The 21,068-nt window shown below is 41.6% G+C and carries 16 protein-coding genes and 1 riboswitch; of the genes, 6 read left to right on the top strand and 10 right to left on the bottom strand.

What is annotated here, in order from left to right; all coding sequences use genetic code 11:
* Nucleotides 1-155: 155 nt before the first annotated feature.
* Both lysS and prfB read right to left on the bottom strand, forming a co-directional pair.
* Nucleotides 156-1,658 carry a lysine--tRNA ligase gene (gene lysS, locus IEY03_RS04685; protein ID WP_188840197.1) on the bottom strand — a complete coding sequence of 501 codons (1,503 nt, stop codon included), beginning with the start codon at nt 1,656-1,658 and terminating at the stop codon, nt 156-158.
* Between the two features lie 55 nt (nt 1,659-1,713).
* A protein-coding gene (gene prfB, locus IEY03_RS04680) for a peptide chain release factor 2 (protein ID WP_188840196.1) occupies nt 1,714-2,812 on the bottom strand; the annotation gives its coding sequence in 2 pieces (ribosomal slippage) (nt 1,714-2,736 and nt 2,738-2,812; 1,098 coding nt in all).
* A gap of 162 nt (nt 2,813-2,974) precedes the next feature.
* Between prfB and IEY03_RS04675 the strand changes: the two genes are divergently transcribed.
* A complete protein-coding gene (locus tag IEY03_RS04675; RefSeq protein ID WP_188840195.1) occupies nt 2,975-3,958 on the top strand; it encodes a pentapeptide repeat-containing protein in 984 nt (327 codons plus the stop codon).
* A 165-nt stretch (nt 3,959-4,123) separates the two neighbouring features.
* Here the strand turns inward: IEY03_RS04675 and chrA are convergent, their stop codons facing one another.
* The 3 genes from chrA to ohrR form a co-directional block, all read right to left on the bottom strand.
* The gene (gene chrA, locus IEY03_RS04670; protein WP_188840194.1) at nt 4,124-5,278 is read right to left on the bottom strand and encodes a chromate efflux transporter; all 1,155 of its coding nucleotides are present in this window, start codon (nt 5,276-5,278) and stop codon (nt 4,124-4,126) included.
* A gap of 64 nt (nt 5,279-5,342) precedes the next feature.
* Complete coding sequence (rlmC, locus tag IEY03_RS04665) at nt 5,343-6,482, bottom strand: 23S rRNA (uracil(747)-C(5))-methyltransferase RlmC (RefSeq protein ID WP_188840193.1); 1,140 nt, start codon at nt 6,480-6,482, stop codon at nt 5,343-5,345.
* Nucleotides 6,472-6,930, bottom strand: a complete 459-nt coding sequence (gene ohrR, locus IEY03_RS04660; protein ID WP_188840192.1) for a transcriptional regulator OhrR — start codon at nt 6,928-6,930, stop codon at nt 6,472-6,474. The genes rlmC and ohrR overlap by 11 nt, the downstream gene beginning before the upstream one ends.
* A 167-nt stretch (nt 6,931-7,097) precedes the next feature.
* Here ohrR and IEY03_RS04655 point away from each other — a divergent pair, with 167 nt between their 5' ends.
* From IEY03_RS04655 to IEY03_RS04645, 3 genes are all read left to right on the top strand, one after another.
* Nucleotides 7,098-7,286 (top strand): cytoplasmic protein, encoded by a 189-nt coding sequence (locus IEY03_RS04655; protein ID WP_188840191.1) that lies wholly within the window; start codon nt 7,098-7,100, stop codon nt 7,284-7,286.
* A gap of 118 nt (nt 7,287-7,404) precedes the next feature.
* Nucleotides 7,405-8,016, top strand: a complete 612-nt coding sequence (locus IEY03_RS04650; RefSeq protein WP_188840190.1) for an MliC family protein — start codon at nt 7,405-7,407, stop codon at nt 8,014-8,016.
* Nucleotides 8,017-8,405: 389 nt separating this feature from the next.
* A complete protein-coding gene (locus tag IEY03_RS04645; protein WP_188840189.1) occupies nt 8,406-9,545 on the top strand; it encodes a glycosyltransferase in 1,140 nt (379 codons plus the stop codon).
* A gap of 71 nt (nt 9,546-9,616) precedes the next feature.
* Here the strand turns inward: IEY03_RS04645 and IEY03_RS04640 are convergent, their stop codons facing one another.
* A complete protein-coding gene (locus IEY03_RS04640) occupies nt 9,617-10,171 on the bottom strand; it encodes a TMEM165/GDT1 family protein (RefSeq protein WP_188840188.1) in 555 nt (184 codons plus the stop codon).
* 89 nt (nt 10,172-10,260) lie between these two features.
* Nucleotides 10,261-10,378: riboswitch (yybP-ykoY riboswitch) on the bottom strand.
* Between the two features lie 209 nt (nt 10,379-10,587).
* Here IEY03_RS04640 and IEY03_RS04635 point away from each other — a divergent pair.
* Together IEY03_RS04635 and IEY03_RS04630 are read left to right on the top strand one after the other, a co-directional pair.
* Nucleotides 10,588-11,790 carry an aromatic amino acid transport family protein gene (locus tag IEY03_RS04635; protein ID WP_188840187.1) on the top strand — a complete coding sequence of 401 codons (1,203 nt, stop codon included), beginning with the start codon at nt 10,588-10,590 and terminating at the stop codon, nt 11,788-11,790.
* A gap of 221 nt (nt 11,791-12,011) precedes the next feature.
* The gene (locus tag IEY03_RS04630; RefSeq protein ID WP_188840186.1) at nt 12,012-14,168 is read left to right on the top strand and encodes a S46 family peptidase; all 2,157 of its coding nucleotides are present in this window, start codon (nt 12,012-12,014) and stop codon (nt 14,166-14,168) included.
* Between the two features lie 113 nt (nt 14,169-14,281).
* On the opposite strand, the gene IEY03_RS04625 is transcribed toward IEY03_RS04630, so the two are convergent.
* The 4 genes from IEY03_RS04625 to putA all read right to left on the bottom strand — a co-directional run bounded on the left by IEY03_RS04625 (nt 14,282) and on the right by putA (nt 21,007).
* Nucleotides 14,282-15,010, bottom strand: coding sequence for a pseudouridine synthase (locus IEY03_RS04625; RefSeq protein WP_188840185.1), 729 nt, complete (start codon nt 15,008-15,010; stop codon nt 14,282-14,284).
* A gap of 6 nt (nt 15,011-15,016) precedes the next feature.
* Nucleotides 15,017-15,658: a hypothetical protein gene (locus IEY03_RS04620; protein ID WP_188840184.1), complete on the bottom strand. Its 642-nt coding sequence runs from the start codon at nt 15,656-15,658 to the stop codon at nt 15,017-15,019.
* A gap of 155 nt (nt 15,659-15,813) precedes the next feature.
* Entirely contained in the window at nt 15,814-17,154 is a 1,341-nt protein-coding gene (locus IEY03_RS04615; protein ID WP_188840183.1) for a Na+/H+ antiporter NhaC family protein, read from the bottom strand.
* Between the two features lie 658 nt (nt 17,155-17,812).
* Complete coding sequence (gene putA / locus IEY03_RS04610) at nt 17,813-21,007, bottom strand: bifunctional proline dehydrogenase/L-glutamate gamma-semialdehyde dehydrogenase PutA (protein WP_188840436.1); 3,195 nt, start codon at nt 21,005-21,007, stop codon at nt 17,813-17,815.
* Nucleotides 21,008-21,068 lie beyond the last annotated feature (61 nt).

The following is a 21,068-nucleotide window of genomic DNA, read 5'->3' as shown; positions in this document are numbered from 1 at the left end:
CGGCCTATGATGGCCGTTTTTTTATATGTGTAAATCTGCTTTAGCAAGTCCTAATAATCCTGATTTGCTCAAATTAAAGCCATAAAAAAACCAGCCATTCTTTCGAATAAGCTGGTTCTTTCTGGTGACGATTAAGCCGTGAGCTTAACCAGTCCTTATGCTTGCGGACGCATCGCTGGGAACAAAATCACATCGCGAATTGTATGAGTGTTCGTGAATAACATCACTAAACGATCAATACCGATCCCCTGACCCGCTGTAGGCGGTAAACCGTGCTCAAGCGCAGTAATATAATCAGCATCATAGAACATAGCTTCATCATCACCGGCATCTTTTGCATCAACCTGAGCTTTAAAGCGGTTGTCTTGATCTTCAGCATCGTTTAACTCACTGAAACCGTTAGCCACTTCACGACCACCAATGAAAAACTCAAAACGGTCAGTGATAAAATCATTGTCATCATTACGACGCGCTAACGGCGAAATGTCTGCAGGGTAACCCGTAATGAAAGTAGGTTGCATCAGCTTAGGTTCAGCGGTTTCACCGAAGATTTCTTCTAAAAGCTGGCCACAGGTCCAGAATTTCTCTAACTTGATGCCTAAGCTCTTAGCTAAATCACGCATGAACTCAACGTCTTTAACTTGCTCGTAAGTCATTGCCTGAATAGTAGCATTGTTAGGATTGTGCAGCTGAATGGCTTCTAACATGCTTAAACGTGCATATTTACCACCAAACTCAACGGTTGCTTCACCATAAGGCATGCTAGTGCTGCCTAATAAATCCTGAGCGATTGAGCCAAGCATTTCTTCAGTAAGATCCATTAAATCTTTGTAATCAGCATAAGCCATATAGAATTCCATCATAGTGAATTCTGGGTTATGGCGAGGTGATAAACCTTCGTTACGGAAGTTACGGTTAATTTCGAACACACGCTCAAAACCACCCACAACTAAACGCTTAAGATACAGTTCTGGCGCAATACGTAAGTACATAGCCATGTCTAATGCATTGTGATGAGTAATAAATGGACGCGCTGAAGCACCGCCAGGAATAACATGCATCATTGGGGTTTCAACTTCCATGAATTCTTTTTTGATCATGAAGTTACGAATAGCTGAAACGACTTTAGAACGCATTACAAATGCATTGCGCGAATCTTCGTTAACGATTAAGTCAACATAACGTTGGCGATAACGCATTTCTTGGTCGGTTAAACCGTGGAATTTTTCTGGTAAAGGACGCAATGCTTTAGTCAGTAATTGGTACTCTTCCATATTGACATAAAGATCGCCCTTGCCAGATAAATGCAACTGACCTTTAACACCAATGATGTCACCGATATCTAAACCTTGATAACGTTCCTTTAAATCACCTTGAACTGACTTTTCAGCATAAGCTTGAATACGGCCAGATACGTCTTGGATCACTAAAAAAGGACCACGTTTAGCCATGATACGGCCAGCAATACTGGTTTGAAAACCTAATGCTTCTAACTCTTCCTTGGTATTCTCACCATATTTAGCTTGTAACTCTGCGGCTTTATGGCTGCGCTCCCACGTGTTTGGGTGTGCGTTAGCAGGACAGTTAGTGCGAATATGCTCTAATTTGGCACGACGCTCTGCAATTAGTTTGTTTTCATCTTGTACTAGTTCAGTCATGGTATCTTCTCGTGTTTACTTGCTAGGGCATGCCCTAACGCGAATGTTAATTCGATTAAAGTCCTGATTTTAGGCTGGCTTCGATAAATCTATCTAAATCGCCATCCAACACAGATTGAGTGTTACGATTCTCAACCCCTGTACGTAAATCTTTAATGCGGGAGTCATCTAATACGTATGAACGAATTTGACTGCCCCAACCGATGTCAGACTTGGCGTCCTCAGCGGCTTGTTTATCTGCATTCTGTTTATACATTTCCAACTCGTAAAGCTTAGCTTTCAATTGCTTGAATGCTGAGTCACGGTTTTTATGCTGTGAACGGTCATTTTGACACTGCACCACAGTATTGGTTGGAAGATGGGTAATACGTACCGCTGAATCCGTTTTGTTAACGTGCTGACCACCGGCACCTGAAGCGCGATAGGTGTCAATGCGTAAGTCTGAAGGATTAATTTCAATTTCAATGTCATCTTCGATTTCAGGGTAGACAAACACTGAGCAAAATGACGTGTGGCGTTTGCCTGAAGAGTCGAATGGCGATTTACGCACTAAACGGTGCACACCGGTTTCAGTTCTCATCCACCCAAAAGCATACTCACCGGTAAACTTGATTGTCGCGCCTTTAATACCAGCAACATCACCTGCGGTGACCTCGATTAATTCAGGGCTAAAATCATGGGCTTCGCCCCAACGCAAATACATGCGCAAAACCATATTGGCCCAATCCTGGGCTTCTGTTCCGCCAGAGCCTGATTGAATATCAAGGTAACAGCTTGCTGCATCATTTTTGCCCGAAAACATGCGGCGGAATTCTAAGTCAGCAAGGCGCGCTTCTAAGCTGGCAATTTCGTCACTGGCATCGTTGAAGGTTTCTTCATCATCTTCTTCAATGGCTAATTCCAATAAACCTTCAACATCTTCAAGGCCGCTGTCCATATCATCAATGGTCTTAACCACAGCTTCTAATGCTGAACGTTCTTTGCCTAAGGCCTGGGCACGTTCAGGTTCGTTCCACACTTCAGAACTTTCTAACTCTCGGCTAACCTCTTCTAAACGCTCACTTTTAGCAGCGTAGTCAAAGGTACCCCCTAAGAAGCTCTGTGCGCTCGGCCAGCTCCTTAATCTTGAATTTTACCGGATTAACTTCAAACATGAATTTTCAACTTTAAAATAGCGGTTAACAAAAGGTATAACGGCGTATTTTACCCCAAGCTTGGCACTAAACCTAGACCGAAATAGGCATAATTAACAATCTATGCTGGAATAAATTTCACTCACCAACATCAAGACGAAAATCGCTGGCTATACTGTAATAATGAACCTAGATAAACCCACTTGTTGTTACCATGAGGATGAAGGATTTTCTTGCCATGAAGTCGCTGAGCCATCAGGGCTTTGTTACTGGCATGATCCCCGCATCATTAAAAATAAGCCTGACGATAAAGCTAGGCTTGAGGCATTTGCTCGAACCGGTGGAATGCTTCGTGGCATAAGCTTAAAACGGGCTAACCTAAATGGTATCGATTTAGTTAAGCATCACTCCAAAACTGGGTTTGATATGACCCACGCAGAGCTTTATCGTGCCAACCTGCAGGGTGCGCATATGTTTAATTTGAATCTCGAGCATGCCAGTTTGATGAAAGCTGACTTGCGAGATGCCAATATACATTGCGCTAACTTAACCAATACCAATTTACTGGGCGTAAAGTGGAAAGGCGCAAAAATCGAAAATATTTATACCGGTAAACAAATCAAACAAGAACGTATGGCAAGAGAAGCCGACAAGCTTGGGGAAATAGAAATCGCCTTAGATTATTATGAACAGTCGGAAGAGATTTACCGTGATTTACGCAAAGCGGCCGATCGCGAAGGCTTATTTGCTATGGCTGGGCACTTTATGCGTAAAGAGCTAATTATGCGGCGTTATCAAATGCCTAAATGGTCATCTACCCGGATAATTTCAAAGTCTATCGATCTTTTCTGTGGTTACGGCGAAGCCCCCTTAAGGGTGATTGGTTTTTCAATGGTGCTCATCCTCTTTTGCGCCCTGTGCTACTTTTTCACTGGACTCAGTTACAGTAACCAAATTCATCAGTTCAACTTTTCAAATCATTTTGAACAGAATATCAACCTGTTACTCAATTGCATTTACTATTCTGTAGTGACCTTTACTACCTTAGGCTACGGTGATTTCATTCCCATCGGCTATTCTAAAGCGGTTGCTGCAATTGAAGCCTTTACCGGCAGTTTTACTATTGCTTTATTCGTGGTGGTATTTGTCAAAAAAATGAACCGCTAACAAGCGGTTCATTGTACATCTTTAATCCTTAAACGGGTGTGCCAAACGACTGCAATGATTACCTGAAATCACTGCAGAATATTCCACGGTTAGCATGCCTGTTTTTTATTTGAGCCTTGGCATCTACCACCACAGAAATGATCTATGAATTGATATTTAAGGTTGTTATAAAGTCAAACTGATGATTGCGCCAGTCGCAGCAAAACCCACAACCAAATAGACTATATTAGGTTTAAATATTTTTAATAGCCCAAAGCCTAAAATCGCTAGAGCCATATCAAGAGATGAATTGACCGCAGTGATAAAAACAGGTTGATACAAGGCAGCCAGTAGTAAGCCAACAACAGCTGCATTTACCCCAGCCAAACCACCCGCAATAAGGGGACGCTGACTAATGGCTCCCCAGCTATTAAGAGTGACTAACATTAATAAAAAGCCTGGAACGAAAATAGCAACTGTCGCGATTAATGCCCCTAAAATAGGTGATTCTTGCCAGATATCAGCGCCTAAAAAAGTGGCCATGGTAAACATGGGGCCGGGTACGGCTTGCGCTAATGCATAACCGGTTAAAAAACGGTCTTGACTGACTAATTCAGCCACATTGGCTTCAAGTAAAGGCAGTACAACATGTCCGCCACCAAACACTAAACTTCCTACCTGATAAAATTGCCCAAATATTTGTCCAAGGCTATCTGGCTGTGAAGCCAAAATGAATGATGCGATTAAACCAATAATAAACAGCATTAACCATAACCAATTCAATTTAGTATCTGGCACTTCTGGCGAGATATTTTCACCGCGAGTTAACACAAGACAGCCAATAATAGCCGCGACAACTAACACAACTATTTGAGTCATTAAAGAGGGGAACAATATGATAAATGCCGCAGTGGCAACCATTAAACATTGAGCTGTTTTGCGTTGGCAAAATTGTTTAAACATACCAAAGGTAGCATCAGCAACGACCACCACAGCAAGTAACTTCAAACCATGTATCGCCCCTGCTACCCAATCCAATTGCAGCCAACTGGCGGTTGAAACAGCAAATAAAAACAATAATAAAAAAGAGGGTAGCGTGAATCCCAAAAATGCCGCCAAGGCGCCCATTAAACCACCTTTATGGTAGCCAATAGCAAACCCGACCTGACTTGAACCAGGGCCAGGCATAAACTGACTCAGCGCCACAATGCTGGCATATTGCTTTTCATCCAACCAATTTAATTCCTGCACAAATGTCTGTCTGAAATAACCAATATGCGCAGCTGGGCCACCAAAACTAATTAAACCCAACGCCAAAAAACGACTGAATATTTGCCACATACATGCAGACCCTTTAGTTAAGATGACACCTTAAGATTATGACACTAATATGAACATTTAATGACTAAGCGATGTTTTTTTCTAACATCACTAGTACTTCATAATGATCTGTGTGGGGAAACATATCAAATAACTGTACTTTGGTAATTTGGTATCCCGATATCATAGCGAGATCTTTCACCAAACTTTTAGGATTACAGCTTGAATAGAGGATGGCATTAGGTGCAAATTCAGATAATGACCGACACAGAGACTCGCCAATTCCGCGTCTTGGCGGGTTAACAATAATCAAGTCGGGCCTGTCATTTACATCAACACCCTTAGCAAAGTCAGTTGAATCTAACGCACTAAAACGAATGTTACTCAACCCCATTTGCACAGCTGACATTTTAGCGCATTCAATAGCTTCAGCTTCAATTTCAATGCCGGTTAAACGAATAGACTGACTTGCGCAGTGAAGACCAAATCCCCCTACGCCACAAAATAAATCCCAAATATGTTGCGGATTAAAAGCACCCACCCACTCACGCGCCGTTTGATAAAGTTGCTCAGCTACTTCAGGGTTAGTTTGAAAAAAGCTCTTCGGGCGAATATATAAAGGCACATCATTAAACTTATCCGCTAAACGGGTTTGCTCGGTCAGGAAAATTTCTTGATCACCCTCTAAAATGGCCATATGAGTTGGCTGAAGGTTCACCGATACTAAATTGATTTTTGGAAAATCAGCCATTAGTTTAGGCAATTCACGCTGAATTCGTGGAATGGATTGCTCACTTCTAAGCACAAATCGCAACATAAACTCACCAGAAGCATAACTTCGGGTCAGGAGAATAAACTTGAGCTCGCCTTTACTTTTATCAACTCGATAAGGCGGAATACCGGCTTGTTGCACAAACCGCTGCAATCGATGTAATAACTGCTGCATATCTTCTGGATATAACTGACAGTCACAGAGACTTACAGGCTGACCTTGGGGATCAACAATGCCTAAAATAGGTTGATGTGCAGCCCCTAGTACCACCATTTTGGCTTTATTGCGAAAACGGTTTTCTTGGCTTGCTATCGGGTCAAGCCAGTGCGCCACCGGCAACGAACCAAAAAACTGTTTAAGCTTAATCATCTTTTGCTGTAATTGCTGCGATATCGGCGTTTGAATATCTCTACAAGATAAACATTGGCCATTTTCAAAATACTCACATTTCACAACTTGAAGCCTTATCCGAATTTAATATTTTTAATGCGTTATCACACAAGCTTTTAAGCTGTTGCAATTGATCAATATCACCACCAACCTTGCAGCGCATCATGTCGGGCACTTTTTCTGCTTGTTGACGTAATGCTTGACCTTCTTCAGTAAGGTGTAACACGCGCACTCGCTCATCTTGTTCACTTCGGCCGCGGATCACTAACTTTTTCACTTCTAGACGTTTTAGTAGCGGCGTCAAAGTGCCGGAGTCTAAATGCAATTTTTCACCTAAGGTTTTAACGCTGATACCTGGTTCTTTCCACAAAACCAACATGGCTAAATATTGTGGATAGGTGAGTGATAACTCATCTAACAAGGGACGATATGCGCGGATCATCGCGTTAGTGACGCTATATAAAGAAAAACACACCTGATTTTCAAGTGCTAACGGGTTGGTTGGTGACATAATTATCCCCTCATTATTTCGAGTCAGTATATCATAATCTAATTGCGCGCAATCTATAACCTTTTGGCAAGATGCATATTGATACACTATTATCATATAGAATATTGGCGAACGGCCGATATTGTTAGGTGACACAATTTTTGTGTGTAATGAAAAATGAGGCTTATATGACAATTTCAGTAAATGCACCCAGTAATATGCCTACTTCTATCGATTCGGCTAGCAGCCTCAAAGTTGCTGTTATGGCTAAAGAGCAACAAAAAGTTGAAGGCCAAATGGCGTTGCAACTTATTGAAGCCGCTGCTCCTCCTGCACCCGTAGGAAACACAGGTCACAACATTAATACTACCGCTTAAATTATGTTTAAGCTTATTAATGGTTGCTATTTTGACAAGATGACAAGATGTTAATTTGCCAGTAATCGGCGAATAAGTCATGATTGCAGTCTTGTCAAATAGCAAAGGAAATCCGCGGATGAAAAATGGATGGATACTGAGTTTAACCAGTTTAGGATTGAGTTTTTCAGCTATTGCTAGCTCTCCCTCACCCAGTTACAACTGCAATAAAGCCCAAGATTCAATTGAAAAATTGATTTGTCAATCTGATGAATTATCGCAACTAGATAAACAGTTGCAGCCATTATATTCACAAGCCATCAAACAACTTAGTCACCATGATGCTCAAACCTTAACAGCCCAACAACGCGGCTGGATAAAAGGTCGTAATGAATGCTGGAAAGCGGAAGACAAAACCGAATGCACCCGCGCAAGTTATCAAACTCGTATAACCGAATTGCAAATTTCAGCAGGAAGTGTTGAAGTACCCAGTCCAACTTATTATGTGTGCGACAATGAACCCGCATTTCAATTAAGCGTTTATTTTTATAATAATACCCTGCTCCCTGCTGCGGTATTCAGTTATAGCTCAGCTCAGCAGCCGCCCAGTGATCCAGCCCTAGGTTTTGTAACCCGCACAGGCTCTGGCGCAAAATATCAAGCTCAAAATGCGACCTTGTGGACACATCAGCAAGAAGCCACCTTAACGTTTTTTGAGCAACCGCCGATTATTTGCCAAATTCAGAAGTAACCCAATCAGCATAGACTGCTAAGCATTATTTTATGCCAGTCTATTCTGTTGATATCACACCTCTTCCAACTTGATTCTAATGATCATTATGAGCAATAACAAAGTGCTATCAAATCCCACCAAAAACAAACAGTAACCTAACACCTATAGCATTTTTTCACACCAGAAATTAACAAAAATAATCATTTAAATTAATAAGATAAAACAAAATCTGCGCAAGATCACACTCCTTATACTCCCTCATTTTTAGCTTACCTGAACCGCTTAAAATTAAGGTGTTACATCATTTTTTTAGTTGACAATCAATCCGACCATTCATGTAACAACGTCCAAAAAGCTCAACATTATTTGAAATACTAAGTGATAAAAAATCGCTTAAAGGCATCTTTATGAAATATATATTTGTCGTCAGGCATATCTGTTATGGCGGAGTGGAAACCGCAACATGGCTTCTCTCCAAAGCATTAGCTTCCCGCGGACACGCTATTGAAATATGGAATTTGGGCAATAATACTGAAGATGACCTCAATAGATGGCTTCCATTCTCAACTGTCAAAAACATTAAAAAATGGCAGTTACTTGGTTATAAAGTTAAATCTTCTGAATTGCTGGTGTTAGTCAATAATGCCGCCCATGCTTACGCGCCCAAAAAGGGAACGATTACCATTGTGCATGGTGATCCAACATACAAGCTCACTCAGGCAACATCCTTTATTTCCCGCATTAAGCAAAGAGCCAAATTACATAAACAGCACTATAGTCGCAGTAATTTCGTGATATCAAACGAGCTAGCTACCAGACTAAAACCCTATACAAAACAATCACCAGTATATCTACCTAATCCTTTTGATGCGCACTCGGTGATCAAACAAGCTAACAAATCTTGTAATATTGATTTGCCAAAGCAGTTTATTTTACATATTGGACGATTTGGTCCAGAAAAAAAGCAAGAAATATTGTTAGCCTCATACTTAGAAAATCAACAACTCAACGCAAAAATGGATATGGTATTTATCGGCGATGAACCACAAATAAATGGTCCAATAACTGAAAAGCTCTACACAATGGCGAACAAAAGTCATGTAAAAAGCAAAGTTCACTTTCTAGGAAGCCAAGTTAATCCTTGGAATATTTTGGTAAGGGCTAAATGTCTAGTGCTCTGTTCTGAATTTGAATCTATGGGATACGTGCTTTTGGAGGCGATGGCATTAAATATTCCTATCGTTGCAACGACTACCGTTGGCGCTAAAGAGCTGCTGGGTGATGACTTTCCTGGTCTGGTCGATCTATTTCCAGATTTGAAAAATAAATCGAGCCTCAAAACGGCTTCTGTTAATGATTCATCATTGAAAATCACACAAATACTGGCTGATAAACTCATCCAAGTTATTAATAACCCGCAGGGGTTTACCAAAAAACTACCTGATGAATATAGAGTGGATATGGTTGCAGATAAATTTGAAACGTTAACCCAGATTGATGCTATCGAACGAACTAATATCCCCCCTGAATACCTTACAACAGTATGATCTAGTCCATCGTCCTCATTAGCTTAAAGGGTTTAGACATGGGTCACTCTAATGTCTAAACCCCAAACAAGTTAATAAAAGAGGGTGGCGATCCCCAAAAGCGCAAATAACACCGCACATAATCGATGAATTAACTTCATTGGCAGTTTCTCCGCACTAAAATGACCAAGCAATACCACAGGTACATTGGCAATTAACATGCCTAAGGTTGTGCCTAAAACAACCATCGACAGTGCATCATATTTTGCCGCTAGCACCACTGTTGCAATTTGAGTTTTATCACCCATTTCAGCGATAAAAAATAATATAAAGGTTGCTGCAAAAGCGCCTAGCTTATAGAAACGGTTATCGTCATCATCCATTTTATCTGGCACAAGTACCCAGATTGCGATGGCAACAAATGATGCTGCGATCAAGTACCGCGCCCATTGAGGATCAAGCCAGCTAAATGCAAATTGACCTAGCCAAGCGGCGGCAAAATGATTAATTAATGTAGAAAGGAAGATACCAAGAATAATGGCCGATTTATTACGAAATCGCGCGGCCAATAGTAACGCAAGCAATTGAGTTTTATCGCCAATTTCGGCAATGGCTACAGTAAAGGTTGAAGTGAAAAGTGCTTCCACAGAAGTATCCTAAAGTTGAGGGTAAAGTTTAACCAAGCACAAGCAATAGCCTACCCTCAAAGTCGCTATTACCGTACTAGGTCTTGCTTAACAAAGTATTATCTTTGTTGTTTATACCATGGCGATATGGCCAATTATGTTGATATAAACGCCTTATTGATTAAATGAAAATACAACTCAGGCTAGCTACTCCCCTAAACGAGGCGGCAATATACCCTAATATAAATAGCGGAGCAATACACCTTGTTGTAATGCTACACCATTGCAACGATGAGGTTTAATTAATCGCCTGCAAATGTTATGTAATTGTTTCTAAACAGTGCTAAAGCCCTTTAAAGGTGCAAGTCACTTGCTTGAGTTGTTGGCATTCTGCTACTGTCGTTTGCAATTAGAATAATAATTTTTGGGATACGTTCGTGAATTTTAAAATACTTGGATCGATTTCAATAGTCGCTGGCACGGCTATTGGCGGTGGCATGTTAGCACTGCCTTTAGCCACAGCAGCATTAGGGATAATACCTGCACTCCTACTTCTCGTAGTCATTTGGGGCATTTCAGCTTACACCGCATTACTCATGCTAGAAATTAATTTGCGCACAGGTGTGGGCGACAATGTACACGCTATTACCGGTAAAACATTGGGTAAAACGGGGCAATTAATTCAAGGTGGATCATTTTTAAGCCTTTTATTTGCCCTGACCATGGTTTACTTGATGGGTGGCTCATCTTTACTTGAAACTCGCCTGGCTCCTTTAGGCATTGACCTGAGTAACCAGGGCGCGGTAATACTCTTTACTCTTTTCTTTGGTGGCATCATTGCAGTAGGTGTCACTTGGATTGATAAAGTCTCACGTATTCTTTTCAGTGCTATGGTGGTGTTATTAGTCTTAGTCGTCGCCTTCTTATTACCTGATGTGAATCTTGCTGTGGTATTAACCAATACCGTCAGTGAAGTCGCAAAAGGAAGCGAATTAAACCATCTGTGGCTTGCGGCTATTCCGGTAGTCTTTACCTCGTTTGGATTTCACGTATGCATTGCCACTATCGTTAGGTACTTAGATGGCGATGCTGTTTCATTACGTAAAGTGTTGCTTATCGGCTCTACCATCCCTTTGGTTTGCTACATATTGTGGTTACTTGTTACCTTAGGCACATTAGGCGGCCCTGCGGTTCACGGTCTGGAAGGCTCACTACCTAAATTGGTTTTAGCACTACAAGGGTTAGCCGAATCTGAAATTGTTAGCCAATGTATTGATCTTTTTGCCAATCTAGCTTTGATAACCTCTTTCTTAGGGGTCACTATGAGTTTATTTGATTATGTTGCTGAACTAACCAGAGCCAGGAGTAATTTAGCCGGTAGAATACAAACCTGGTTAATTACTTTTATTCCGCCACTGCTGTGTGCTTTATTTTACCCGGATGGTTTTTTCAAAGTGTTAGGCTTTGCAGCCATTCCTTTAGTCGTAATGATTATCTTATTACCTATTACCATGGCGCTAAAACAACGCGCGCAAAACTTAGGTGGATATCAGGTGTCTGGAGGCACTCCAGCGCTTATTGTCACAGGGTTAATTGGTGCCATTATCGTGATTGCACAATTAACTGTAGCGTTAGGATAACGGCCCTAGTTTGTAACGTTTTTTTCTACCGCTGTTAAGCCAGTAAAAGTTTTGTTAAAGTCAGGTTCCGGCCTGACTTTTTTATTGGCGCATAGCGCGATAAAATCTCGCCCGCTACTCATACTAACAATAATATTAAAACGTCATCTTATGTAGGTGATAACTTACTTATTTGGGTAAAACGACCTCGAATAATGACTTAAAAAAATGGACTTATCTCAATGAAAAAATGGTTACTAACGGCTGCTATTGCTGCCAGCTTTACTGCACAAGCCGATGAAGGCATGTGGCAGCCACATCAATTACCCGCTATGGCTGATATGCTGAAAGAAAAAGGCTTAGAAATAGATGCTAAATCAATTTCTAAGCTCACTGAATTCCCAATGAATGCCGTGATCAGCTTAGGCGGTTGTACCGCGTCTTTTGTATCACCAAAGGGTCTAGTTGTTACGAATCATCATTGTGCTTACGGGTCAATTCAATACAACTCTACCCCTGAGAAAAACCTTCTCAAAGAAGGGTTTTTAGCGAAAACCTACCAAGAAGAATTACCTGCAACACCTGGTTCTCGTGTTTATGTTACCGAAGCGGTTACCGATGTCACCAGCAAAGTGAAAAATGGCCAAATGGCCAAAGTCGGTAATGATTTTTATGCTGGTATTGAACAACAAGAAAAAGCTTTAGTTGCTGAGTGTGAACAAGAAGCGGGATATCGTTGTCAGGTATATAGTTTCCACGGTGGTTTAGAATATTATCTGGTTAAACAACTTGAGATCCGTGATGTTCGTTTAACCTACAACCCAGCAGGCAGTGTCGGCAAATATGGTGGCGATATTGACAACTGGATGTGGCCTCGTCACACCGGCGATTTTTCTTTCTACCGCGCTTACGTGGGTAAAGATGGCAAGCCTGCAGATTTTCATAAAGATAACGTACCTTACGAGCCAAAAAGCTTTCTTAAAGTTTCAGCTAAAGGCGTAAGTGATGGTGATTTTGTCATGGTTGCTGGATACCCTGGCCGCACTAATCGTTACCGTACAGCAAACGAAGTCGAAAACCAGTTTGAGTGGGCTTATCCAGAAGGTAAAGTGTTACGTGAGCGTTTAATTGAAATCATCAAAGACACTGCACCAGAAGGCAGTGATGAACGCATTAAATATGAAAGTGCCATTGCGGGTCTAGCTAATTACGCTAAAAACTTCACATCAATGATCGAGTTTTATGGTAAATCAACCATGCTTGATGATCGTAAAAGTCTTGAGCAAAAACTTGCTAAATGGATTAAAGCCGACAAAAAACGTCAGTCTAAGTATGGCGAAGTCTTAGTTCAATTAGACAAATTAATCGCTAAAGGTGAACAAGGTCAAGAGCGTGATTTGCTGATGAGCTATATGGGCTATAGCACAATGATCAACGCATCTGATAGCTTATACCGTCTTGCTAATGAGAAAACATTGCCGGATATGGAGCGTGAGCCTGGTTATCAAGAGCGTGATATGACGCAATTTATTTCAGGTATGGAGCGTATAGAACGCCGATATGCTGCCAGCGTTGATAAAGCAATGTTAACCGACTTAATTATTAAATATGCTGCACTACCAAGTGACCAACGCCTAACCGCATTCGATAAAGCTTTCGGCATTGATAACAATTTTGATCAAGCTAAGCTAATTAAAACACTTGATACCATGTACGCCAACACAACACTTTCTGATAAAGAAACCCGCATGGCGTGGATAAATAAATCCGTTGCCGACTTTAAAAAGTCGAACGATCCATTTATTCAATATGCTGTGAGTACGTATGAAGAAAGAATGGCGCGGGAAAAAGCCAGAAAACAACTTGCGGGTGATTTAATGAAAGTGCGTCCACAATATATGGATGCCATCATCGCTTACAACCGTGAGTTAGGTAAGCCTGTATACGCCGATGCGAACTCAAGTTTACGTGTAAGCATTGGTAATGTGAAAGGCTATTCACCACAAGATGGCTTAGTGGCGGTGCCATTCACCCGTTTAGAGGGCATAGTCGCCAAAGACACAGGTGTAGATCCATTTGATGCACCCGCTAAGCAATTAGAGCTAATCAAACAGAAACAATATGGTGATTATTATGTAAAATCCATTGATTCTGTACCAGTTAACTTCTTATCAACGCTTGATACCACAGGTGGTAACTCAGGCTCACCGACCTTAAATGGCCGTGCTGAATTAGTCGGCTTATTATTTGATGGCGTGTACGAAAGTATTATTGGTGACTGGGGTTACGACGATCAATCTAACCGTTCAATTCAAGTAGATAGCCGTTATATGTTGTGGGTTATGGAGCATTTAGATAATGCTGATAATCTGTTAGCAGAAATGGAAATTGTGAAGTAACTAACATGAAGCAACTTGGTTTAGGTCTTGTTGAATTTTCAAGGTGATTTTTGCTTCAAACGTCAACAGACCTAACCGTATTGAGTTAATTTACTCAGGTTAAGTAGATTAGTTCAAACCATCAAACTAGTTAAATCAGTTAATTCGGCGACCATTAATGGTCGCCGTTTTGCCTCAGCAAGATTGCCTAATGTTACCCGCCCTATCGCCGTGCGTTTTAAATCGATAACACGGTAACCTAACGCCCAACACATTCTGCGTATTTGACGGTTAAGCCCCTGAGTTAATACAATCTCAAATTGAGTTTCCCCCAACCGCATAACACTACAGGCTTGCGTCATCACTTGCTGCTTTGCCTGATGATAACTGACCCCGCTGCTCATCATATTTAAAAAGCTATCATCAAAGGGCTTATTCACTTCTACTTGGTAGGTCTTAGTGTGGTGAAAATCAGGGTGCATTAAACGTTGGCTAAGGTAGCCGTCATTTGTTAGCAGCAGTAATCCACGCGAATCTTTATCCAATCGCCCAGCAGGAAAAACTCTCGGGCTATCGGGTAAATAGTGCAATAAGCTCGAGGGGTCAGCTGCCAACAACCGACAATCTATCCCCACTGGTTTATGGTACAACCAATAGACTTTGCTTTCAGGAGGGCTAATCACAACACCATCGAGTCGAATATCATCAACAATTGCGACTTGGGATTCAAAACAGACTATCTCACTGTGACCCACAATTTGGCCGTTAATTGTTACCCTATTCGCTTCGATAAATCTTGCGGCTTGGCGCCTTGAAGCTACGCCGCACAGGGCTAAATAATGCGCCAAACGATATTTAGTCATGGCAAATTATGCGGCGGCAAAACGACTGGATAATGATTGCTGACTGACGATATGTTGCCTCATGCTTAACCCTAAACAAACACACCATAAAATATTGGCTTGAGTCAGTACCCACATACTAGAAGATACCCAGCAAAAATGGTTTGCTATATCCTCACAGGGTGGAAAATCCAGTAACGTCCAGTCCAACATGAATATCAAATTAAATGACGTCATTATCGCTAAAACTGACAATCCGAACACCACTCGAGTCATAGTGCTTTGGGTCCTAAAAAAATCTGCAAAGCACAACAAATGCAACACCAGTGAACCGAGCAAATAAAACGTCGATACCTTACGGTGCCATTCTAAAAAGTTAATCGGAAAAACACCCATTAACGCTATGCTTAAGCCGACTAACGAGCCAACCACAGCTATGGCACGGCTTAATGGATCTGGAAAAGTAAAATAAATCGCCACAGTGCCCAAAAACAAACACGCACCAGCAGCTAATAGAGACAGATTAAAGACAACTGCCAATCGAGAGTTCATGTAATCTCCCAACATATCCGGGCGGATATTGAACATATTCACTTGCATGCTGTTAGCTTCCACAAATAAAGCTGAAGCCACGCCAAGGCTAGCGATCGCCGCGGCCGCTAATGACATAAACACTATCACCAAGTGTAAATCGTAATTTCTATACTGTTTGGCCAAGGGAATTCATACTATACAAGTTGTTAAATTAGCTTACCGTTATCTGCATAAAAGAAAAAGCCCCAAACTGAGTTTAGGGCCTGAGATAATAAAATCGTGATACCTACTTAGTTAACGCTACGTTTGCGCCAAATAACAATACTTATGGCGACAACCGCCAAAATCATACAATACCAAGCATTTAATACCGCAGTAATTGGGCTAATGGTAAAAACTGACGCGATTAATAAGGCTTGTGCCCCATGGGGAATTAGCCCTTGCACAATACAGGCAAAAATATCTAACACACTGGCCGCACGTTTAGGGCTAACACCATGTTTTTGAGCTAAATCCTTGGCAATTTCTCCCGTCACAACTATCGATACAGTATTATTCGCCACACAGGTGTTAGTTATAGCTACTATTCCCGCCATACCTAACTCAGCGGCGCGAGGTGAGGCGTCACCCTTTGATTTAGAGAAACGGCTAATTAAGCTTTCTACTTGATGGTTAACAAACGCTAGACCACCTTGCTGTTGCATTAGCGCCGCCAAGCCTCCTACCAACATCGACAGAATAAAAATCTCCTGCATATTAGTAAAACCCGTGTAAATATCATTACCAAACTGAATGGTATTGTAGTCGGCGGCGGTAATCCCTGTGACACCGGCAAGAATAATCCCTAAGGTCAACACCACAAAAACGTTAAGTCCTGCAACAGCTAAGAATAAAATTGTTAAATAGGGGATAACCTTAATAAATTCAATTTGCTGCGGTGCGATGGCCGCTTGTCCTTCACCAGCTAACCCAAATACCACTAAGGTAATCAGCGACGCAGGAATAGCAAACACAAGGTTTTCACGAAACTTATCTTTCATTTCACAACCTTGAGTTCGAGTAGCAGCAATGGTGGTATCTGAAATAATTGATAAGTTGTCACCAAATAATGCCCCAGACATCACAGCTCCCGCCATTAAGGCGTAATCTATGTGGGCTTGATCTGCGACCCCAAGTGCCACGGGAGCAACCGCCGCTATAGTGCCCATCGATGTACCCATTGCCGTTGCAATAAATGCTGCTATCACAAAAAAGCCCGGAAGTAATAAATCTGCTGGAATAAGTGATAGACCTAAGGCCACGGTAGCATCAACGCCACCGGTAGCTTTGGCCACTGAAGCAAAGGCGCCGGCTAATAAATAAATTAAACACATCGCAATAATATTGCTGTGGCCAATGCCCGCGATAAAAGTTTCAATCGCGCTATTTAGCTTTTGTTTTGACAGCAATAAAGCCAAGATAATGGCAGGTAAAATAGCGATAACACTAGGCAATTGATAAAACGCGTAATCCACACCTTGGTTTTGAAAATAAACGCCAGCACCAATAAATAATGTTAAAAAGACAAATAGAGGCAACAGCGCGATAAATGAAGCTGTCTGCGGGGGGGTACTTGCTGCTGGTTTAGTCAAAGTTGGCTCTCTTGTTATTTATATTTTCTGGTTGACGTGAGCGGGTATATATTCGTTAGCATGAATATTCATCTCACATCCTACACATACAAATCATTTGCGCCAAGAATAAGAGAACTTGAATCAAATTGCAATCTAGACGTCTAGACTTCTTAACCTCCATTGGTATTTTTACACAAAAAAAACCACTTAGTCGCAAAAAACAACAAACACTGCCACAAAAACATAACGTTTGTTGAAGATTGCAGCAATATTTTGATCTTACTTTCCCTCTTGCTACGGCATTACTCGCTTTGAAACATGGTAAAAAGCAGTATGAAATCCGATCGCCCTAAGGCAATAACAAACATGAATAACGCTGCTTGAACAACTAATTTAACCTCAACTCAGGATCATAAATGCATATCAAACAGCTCTTTACACCGTTAACTGCGTTAAATTAACTTACTATTGCCCCGCAAATTGACCATGTGCTCAGTGCAAAGTACAGATTTGACTATAAGTGGTTGAATATGATTATTTTAAATATCGTTTATTCATTTCTTAACTCGAGATGAGGTTAATTAATGGTGTTAATATGACAAATTTAGTCTTTTTCAGCTAAAAAAATGCCCACTCAAGCGTGGGCATCATTTTAGTCGTGTTAAATAACGAATGCTTACTCGTCAGCATCACCGAGAGATAATAACGTTGCATTACCACCAATGGCAGTGATGTTATTTGTACGGGTTTTTTCGGTCACAAAACGCGTTAAATAGTGTGGACCACCAGCTTTAGGGCCAGTACCTGATAGCCCTTGGCCACCAAATGGTTGCACGCCAACGACTGCACCAATTTGGTTACGGTTAATATAAACGTTACCCACATTCACTTTATCAGCCAAACTTAAAGCGTGGCCTTCATTACGGCTATGAATGCCTAAGGTTAATCCGAAACCAGTGCTGTTGATTTCATCAATCACTTTAGCTAAGTCAGCCGCTTTATAGCGAATAACGTGCAATATAGGACCAAAGTGTTCTTTTTCTAACACTTTAATTGAATCTATCTCAACTGCCGTTGGCGCCACAAAATGACCATTTTCGGTGCCTGCTGGTAGCTCAAGTTGATTAATTAACTTACCCACTTGTTTAATATGATCGATATGCGCGTTTAAGTTCGCTTTAGCTGTTGCGTCGATAACTGGGCCAACATCTGTTTTTACAGAGCTTGGGTTGCCAATGGTTAATTGTTCCATCGCACCTTTCATCACATCTAAAACGCGATCAGCGATATCTTCTTGCAAAAACAATACTCTTAACGCTGAACAGCGTTGGCCAGCACTGGTAAACGAAGAAGAAACAACATCATTAACCACTTGCTCAGGTTGTGAAGTCGAATCCACTACCATGGCATTTTGACCACCGGTTTCAGCGATTAATGGAATAATTGCACCGTCACGGTTTGCCAATGTACGGTTAATTAATTTAGCCGTACCTGTAGAGCCGGTGAAACACACTCCGCCAATACGTTCATCAGCGGTTAACGCTGAACCAACAACGGCGCCCGTTCCCGGTAAGAATTGCAACACATCGGTAGGAATACCCGCTTCATGTGCTAATTGAACCGCACGGTAACCAACTACACAGGTTTGTTCAGCAGGTTTAGCTATCACTGTGTTACCCGCAGCTAAAGCCGCACTAACTTGACCTAAGAAGATAGCTAATGGGAAGTTCCAAGGGCTAATACATACAAAAATGCCTCGGCCTTGTAAGAACAACTCATTAAGCTCACCTGTTGGGCCTGGAAGCAGTTCAGGTTTACCCATCATCTTCTTGGCTTGAACAGCGTAATAGCGACAGAAATCAACCGCTTCACGAACTTCGTCAATACCGTCCTGAATACTCTTACCTGCTTCTCGGGTACACAGTGCGATTAACTCTTCACGGTTCTCTTCTAATAAATCCGCTAATTTTTGTAGGGCATTAGCACGAGTTTCAACCGGTGTACGGGTCCAACGACCAAACGCACCCTCGGCAGAAGCTATGGCCGTTTCAATAGCTTGCTTATCTGCAAATGCCACTTTCCCCACCAGTTTAGTGGTGTCAAATGGGCTAACAACATCAACTAGATCGCCAGCTAAAGTTTTACCGTTAACTAATGGTCCAGCTTGCCACTGGGTTTGAGCATATTTCTCTAATGCCGCAAAAAATGGCTCAGACTCTGAAATAATGTTCATATTTAATCCTTTGGAATTTTTACGTTCTGCACCGAAAATATCAATTGGCTTAACAATCTTATGATTTGCGAAGCTCTTATAACCTTTTAATGTCACTAGCGGATGAACCACTAATGATTCAATTGGGGTTTTCGGGTCTACTAATTTGTGTACAAAAGAGGTGTTAGCACCATTTTCTAATAAACGGCGAACTAAGTACGGCAGTAGGTCTTTATGGGCACCGATTGGCGCATAAATACGTACGGCTTTAGCCCCACTTTCCGCTAGCATGGTGTCATAAAGCTCTTGGCCCATGCCATGTAAGCGTTGGAATTCATAAAGGCGATCACCCGCCATCGCACCTATGCTGGCAACGGTTTGCGCATTGTGAGTTGCAAATTGTGGGTAAATATTACCGCGAGTGGCTTCTGACAGTAAAAAGCGTGCACAGGCTAAATAAGAGACATCGGTGCCCGCTTTACGCGTATAAAGTGGATATCCGCCTTCACCGGCTTGCTGAGCCCATTTTAATTCACTGTCCCAATAAGCCCCTTTCACTAAACGTAATGGAATTTCATCGCCTTGCTCTTTAGCTAGACGGTTAAACCAACATAACGCAGGTAAACAACGCTTAGAATAAGCCTGAACCACAATACCTAACAGTCCCCAGCCTTTGGCGGCATCTGATTGGTACAGTTTTTTGAATAATTTTAATGATAACTCTAGGCGATCCACTTCTTCTGCATCAATAGAAATACCAATGTTCAACTCACGCGCTTGCACAATCAACTTAATCACTGTGTCATAGAGTTCAGTTAATACACGATCTTCGTTGGCAACTTCATAACGTGGATGCAGCGCAGAAAGCTTGATAGAAATCGTCGGTCTTGGCGCTTCAACTTCGTCATATTGCTGAGCACCTAAATCACGAATGGCGTTGCTATAGTCAGTAAAGTATTTTTGTGCATCTTTTGATGTTAGTGCCGCTTCACCCAACATGTCATAGCTATGGGTATAGCCCATTTGGCGCTTTGCTTCGCTGTTTTTAAGGGCTTCTTTGACATTACGCCCCAACACAAATTGTTTACCCATAATCTTCATAGCGGCTAGCATGGCTTGACGAATAACAGGTTCGCCGAGTCTATTGACTAAACGATTTAATAAATTGCTAGGTGTGCCATCTATTTTACGATCAAGCTTTACAATCTTACCCGTTAACATCAGTCCCCAAGTAGAGGCGTTAACTAATACAGAATCGCTTTTGCTAAGATGAGCATCCCACTTTGCCCCCGACAATTTATCATCGATAAGAGCATCAGCAGTATCGGCATCAGGAATACGTAATAGCGCCTCTGCAAGGCACATTAAAATAATGCCTTCTTGAGTTTCTAAGCTGTACTGCTGCAAAAAAGCATCAATGCCTACCATCAAGCCCTTTTTCTCAAATTGGCGTACTTTACCTACCAATTGATGGGCTCTATTAGTCACCTTTTGAATTTCTTCATCTGATGAAGGCACTAGCGTAATTAACTCCGCTAAATATTGCTCTTCATCAACAATATAATTATCGGTGACGGCTTTAAACAACTCGTCGAGAGTGGCATTGTCATAGCGACCGCCCAGTACTTCACTCGCTTTGAACATCATAATCGCTTCCATCATGGTCAGTTGAAGGAGGGTAAAAACCAATGTGTGTGCTGTACATTGAAATGTTTTATTT

The sequence above is a fragment of the Shewanella aestuarii genome (genome assembly GCF_014647215.1).
GTDB classification, from domain to species: domain Bacteria; phylum Pseudomonadota; class Gammaproteobacteria; order Enterobacterales; family Shewanellaceae; genus Shewanella; species Shewanella aestuarii.
The sequence above is the reverse complement of the archived record's forward strand: the minus strand, read 5'-3'. Positions and strand labels throughout refer to the sequence as shown.

Excerpts from the sequence above, each read along its gene's own strand:
- lysS (WP_188840197.1), bottom strand. The coding sequence starts at position 1,658 with ATGACTGAACTAGTACAAGATGAAAACAAACTAATTGCAGAGCGTCGT.
- IEY03_RS04675 (WP_188840195.1), top strand. The coding sequence starts at position 2,975 with ATGAACCTAGATAAACCCACTTGTTGTTACCATGAGGATGAAGGATTT.
- chrA (WP_188840194.1), bottom strand. The coding sequence starts at position 5,278 with ATGTGGCAAATATTCAGTCGTTTTTTGGCGTTGGGTTTAATTAGTTTT.
- ohrR (WP_188840192.1), bottom strand. The coding sequence starts at position 6,930 with ATGTCACCAACCAACCCGTTAGCACTTGAAAATCAGGTGTGTTTTTCT.
- IEY03_RS04655 (WP_188840191.1), top strand. The coding sequence starts at position 7,098 with ATGACAATTTCAGTAAATGCACCCAGTAATATGCCTACTTCTATCGAT.
- IEY03_RS04650 (WP_188840190.1), top strand. The coding sequence starts at position 7,405 with ATGAAAAATGGATGGATACTGAGTTTAACCAGTTTAGGATTGAGTTTT.
- IEY03_RS04645 (WP_188840189.1), top strand. The coding sequence starts at position 8,406 with ATGAAATATATATTTGTCGTCAGGCATATCTGTTATGGCGGAGTGGAA.
- IEY03_RS04630 (WP_188840186.1), top strand. The coding sequence starts at position 12,012 with ATGAAAAAATGGTTACTAACGGCTGCTATTGCTGCCAGCTTTACTGCA.
- IEY03_RS04625 (WP_188840185.1), bottom strand. The coding sequence starts at position 15,010 with ATGACTAAATATCGTTTGGCGCATTATTTAGCCCTGTGCGGCGTAGCT.
- IEY03_RS04620 (WP_188840184.1), bottom strand. The coding sequence starts at position 15,658 with ATGTCATTAGCGGCCGCGGCGATCGCTAGCCTTGGCGTGGCTTCAGCT.
- putA (WP_188840436.1), bottom strand. The coding sequence starts at position 21,007 with ATGGAAGCGATTATGATGTTCAAAGCGAGTGAAGTACTGGGCGGTCGC.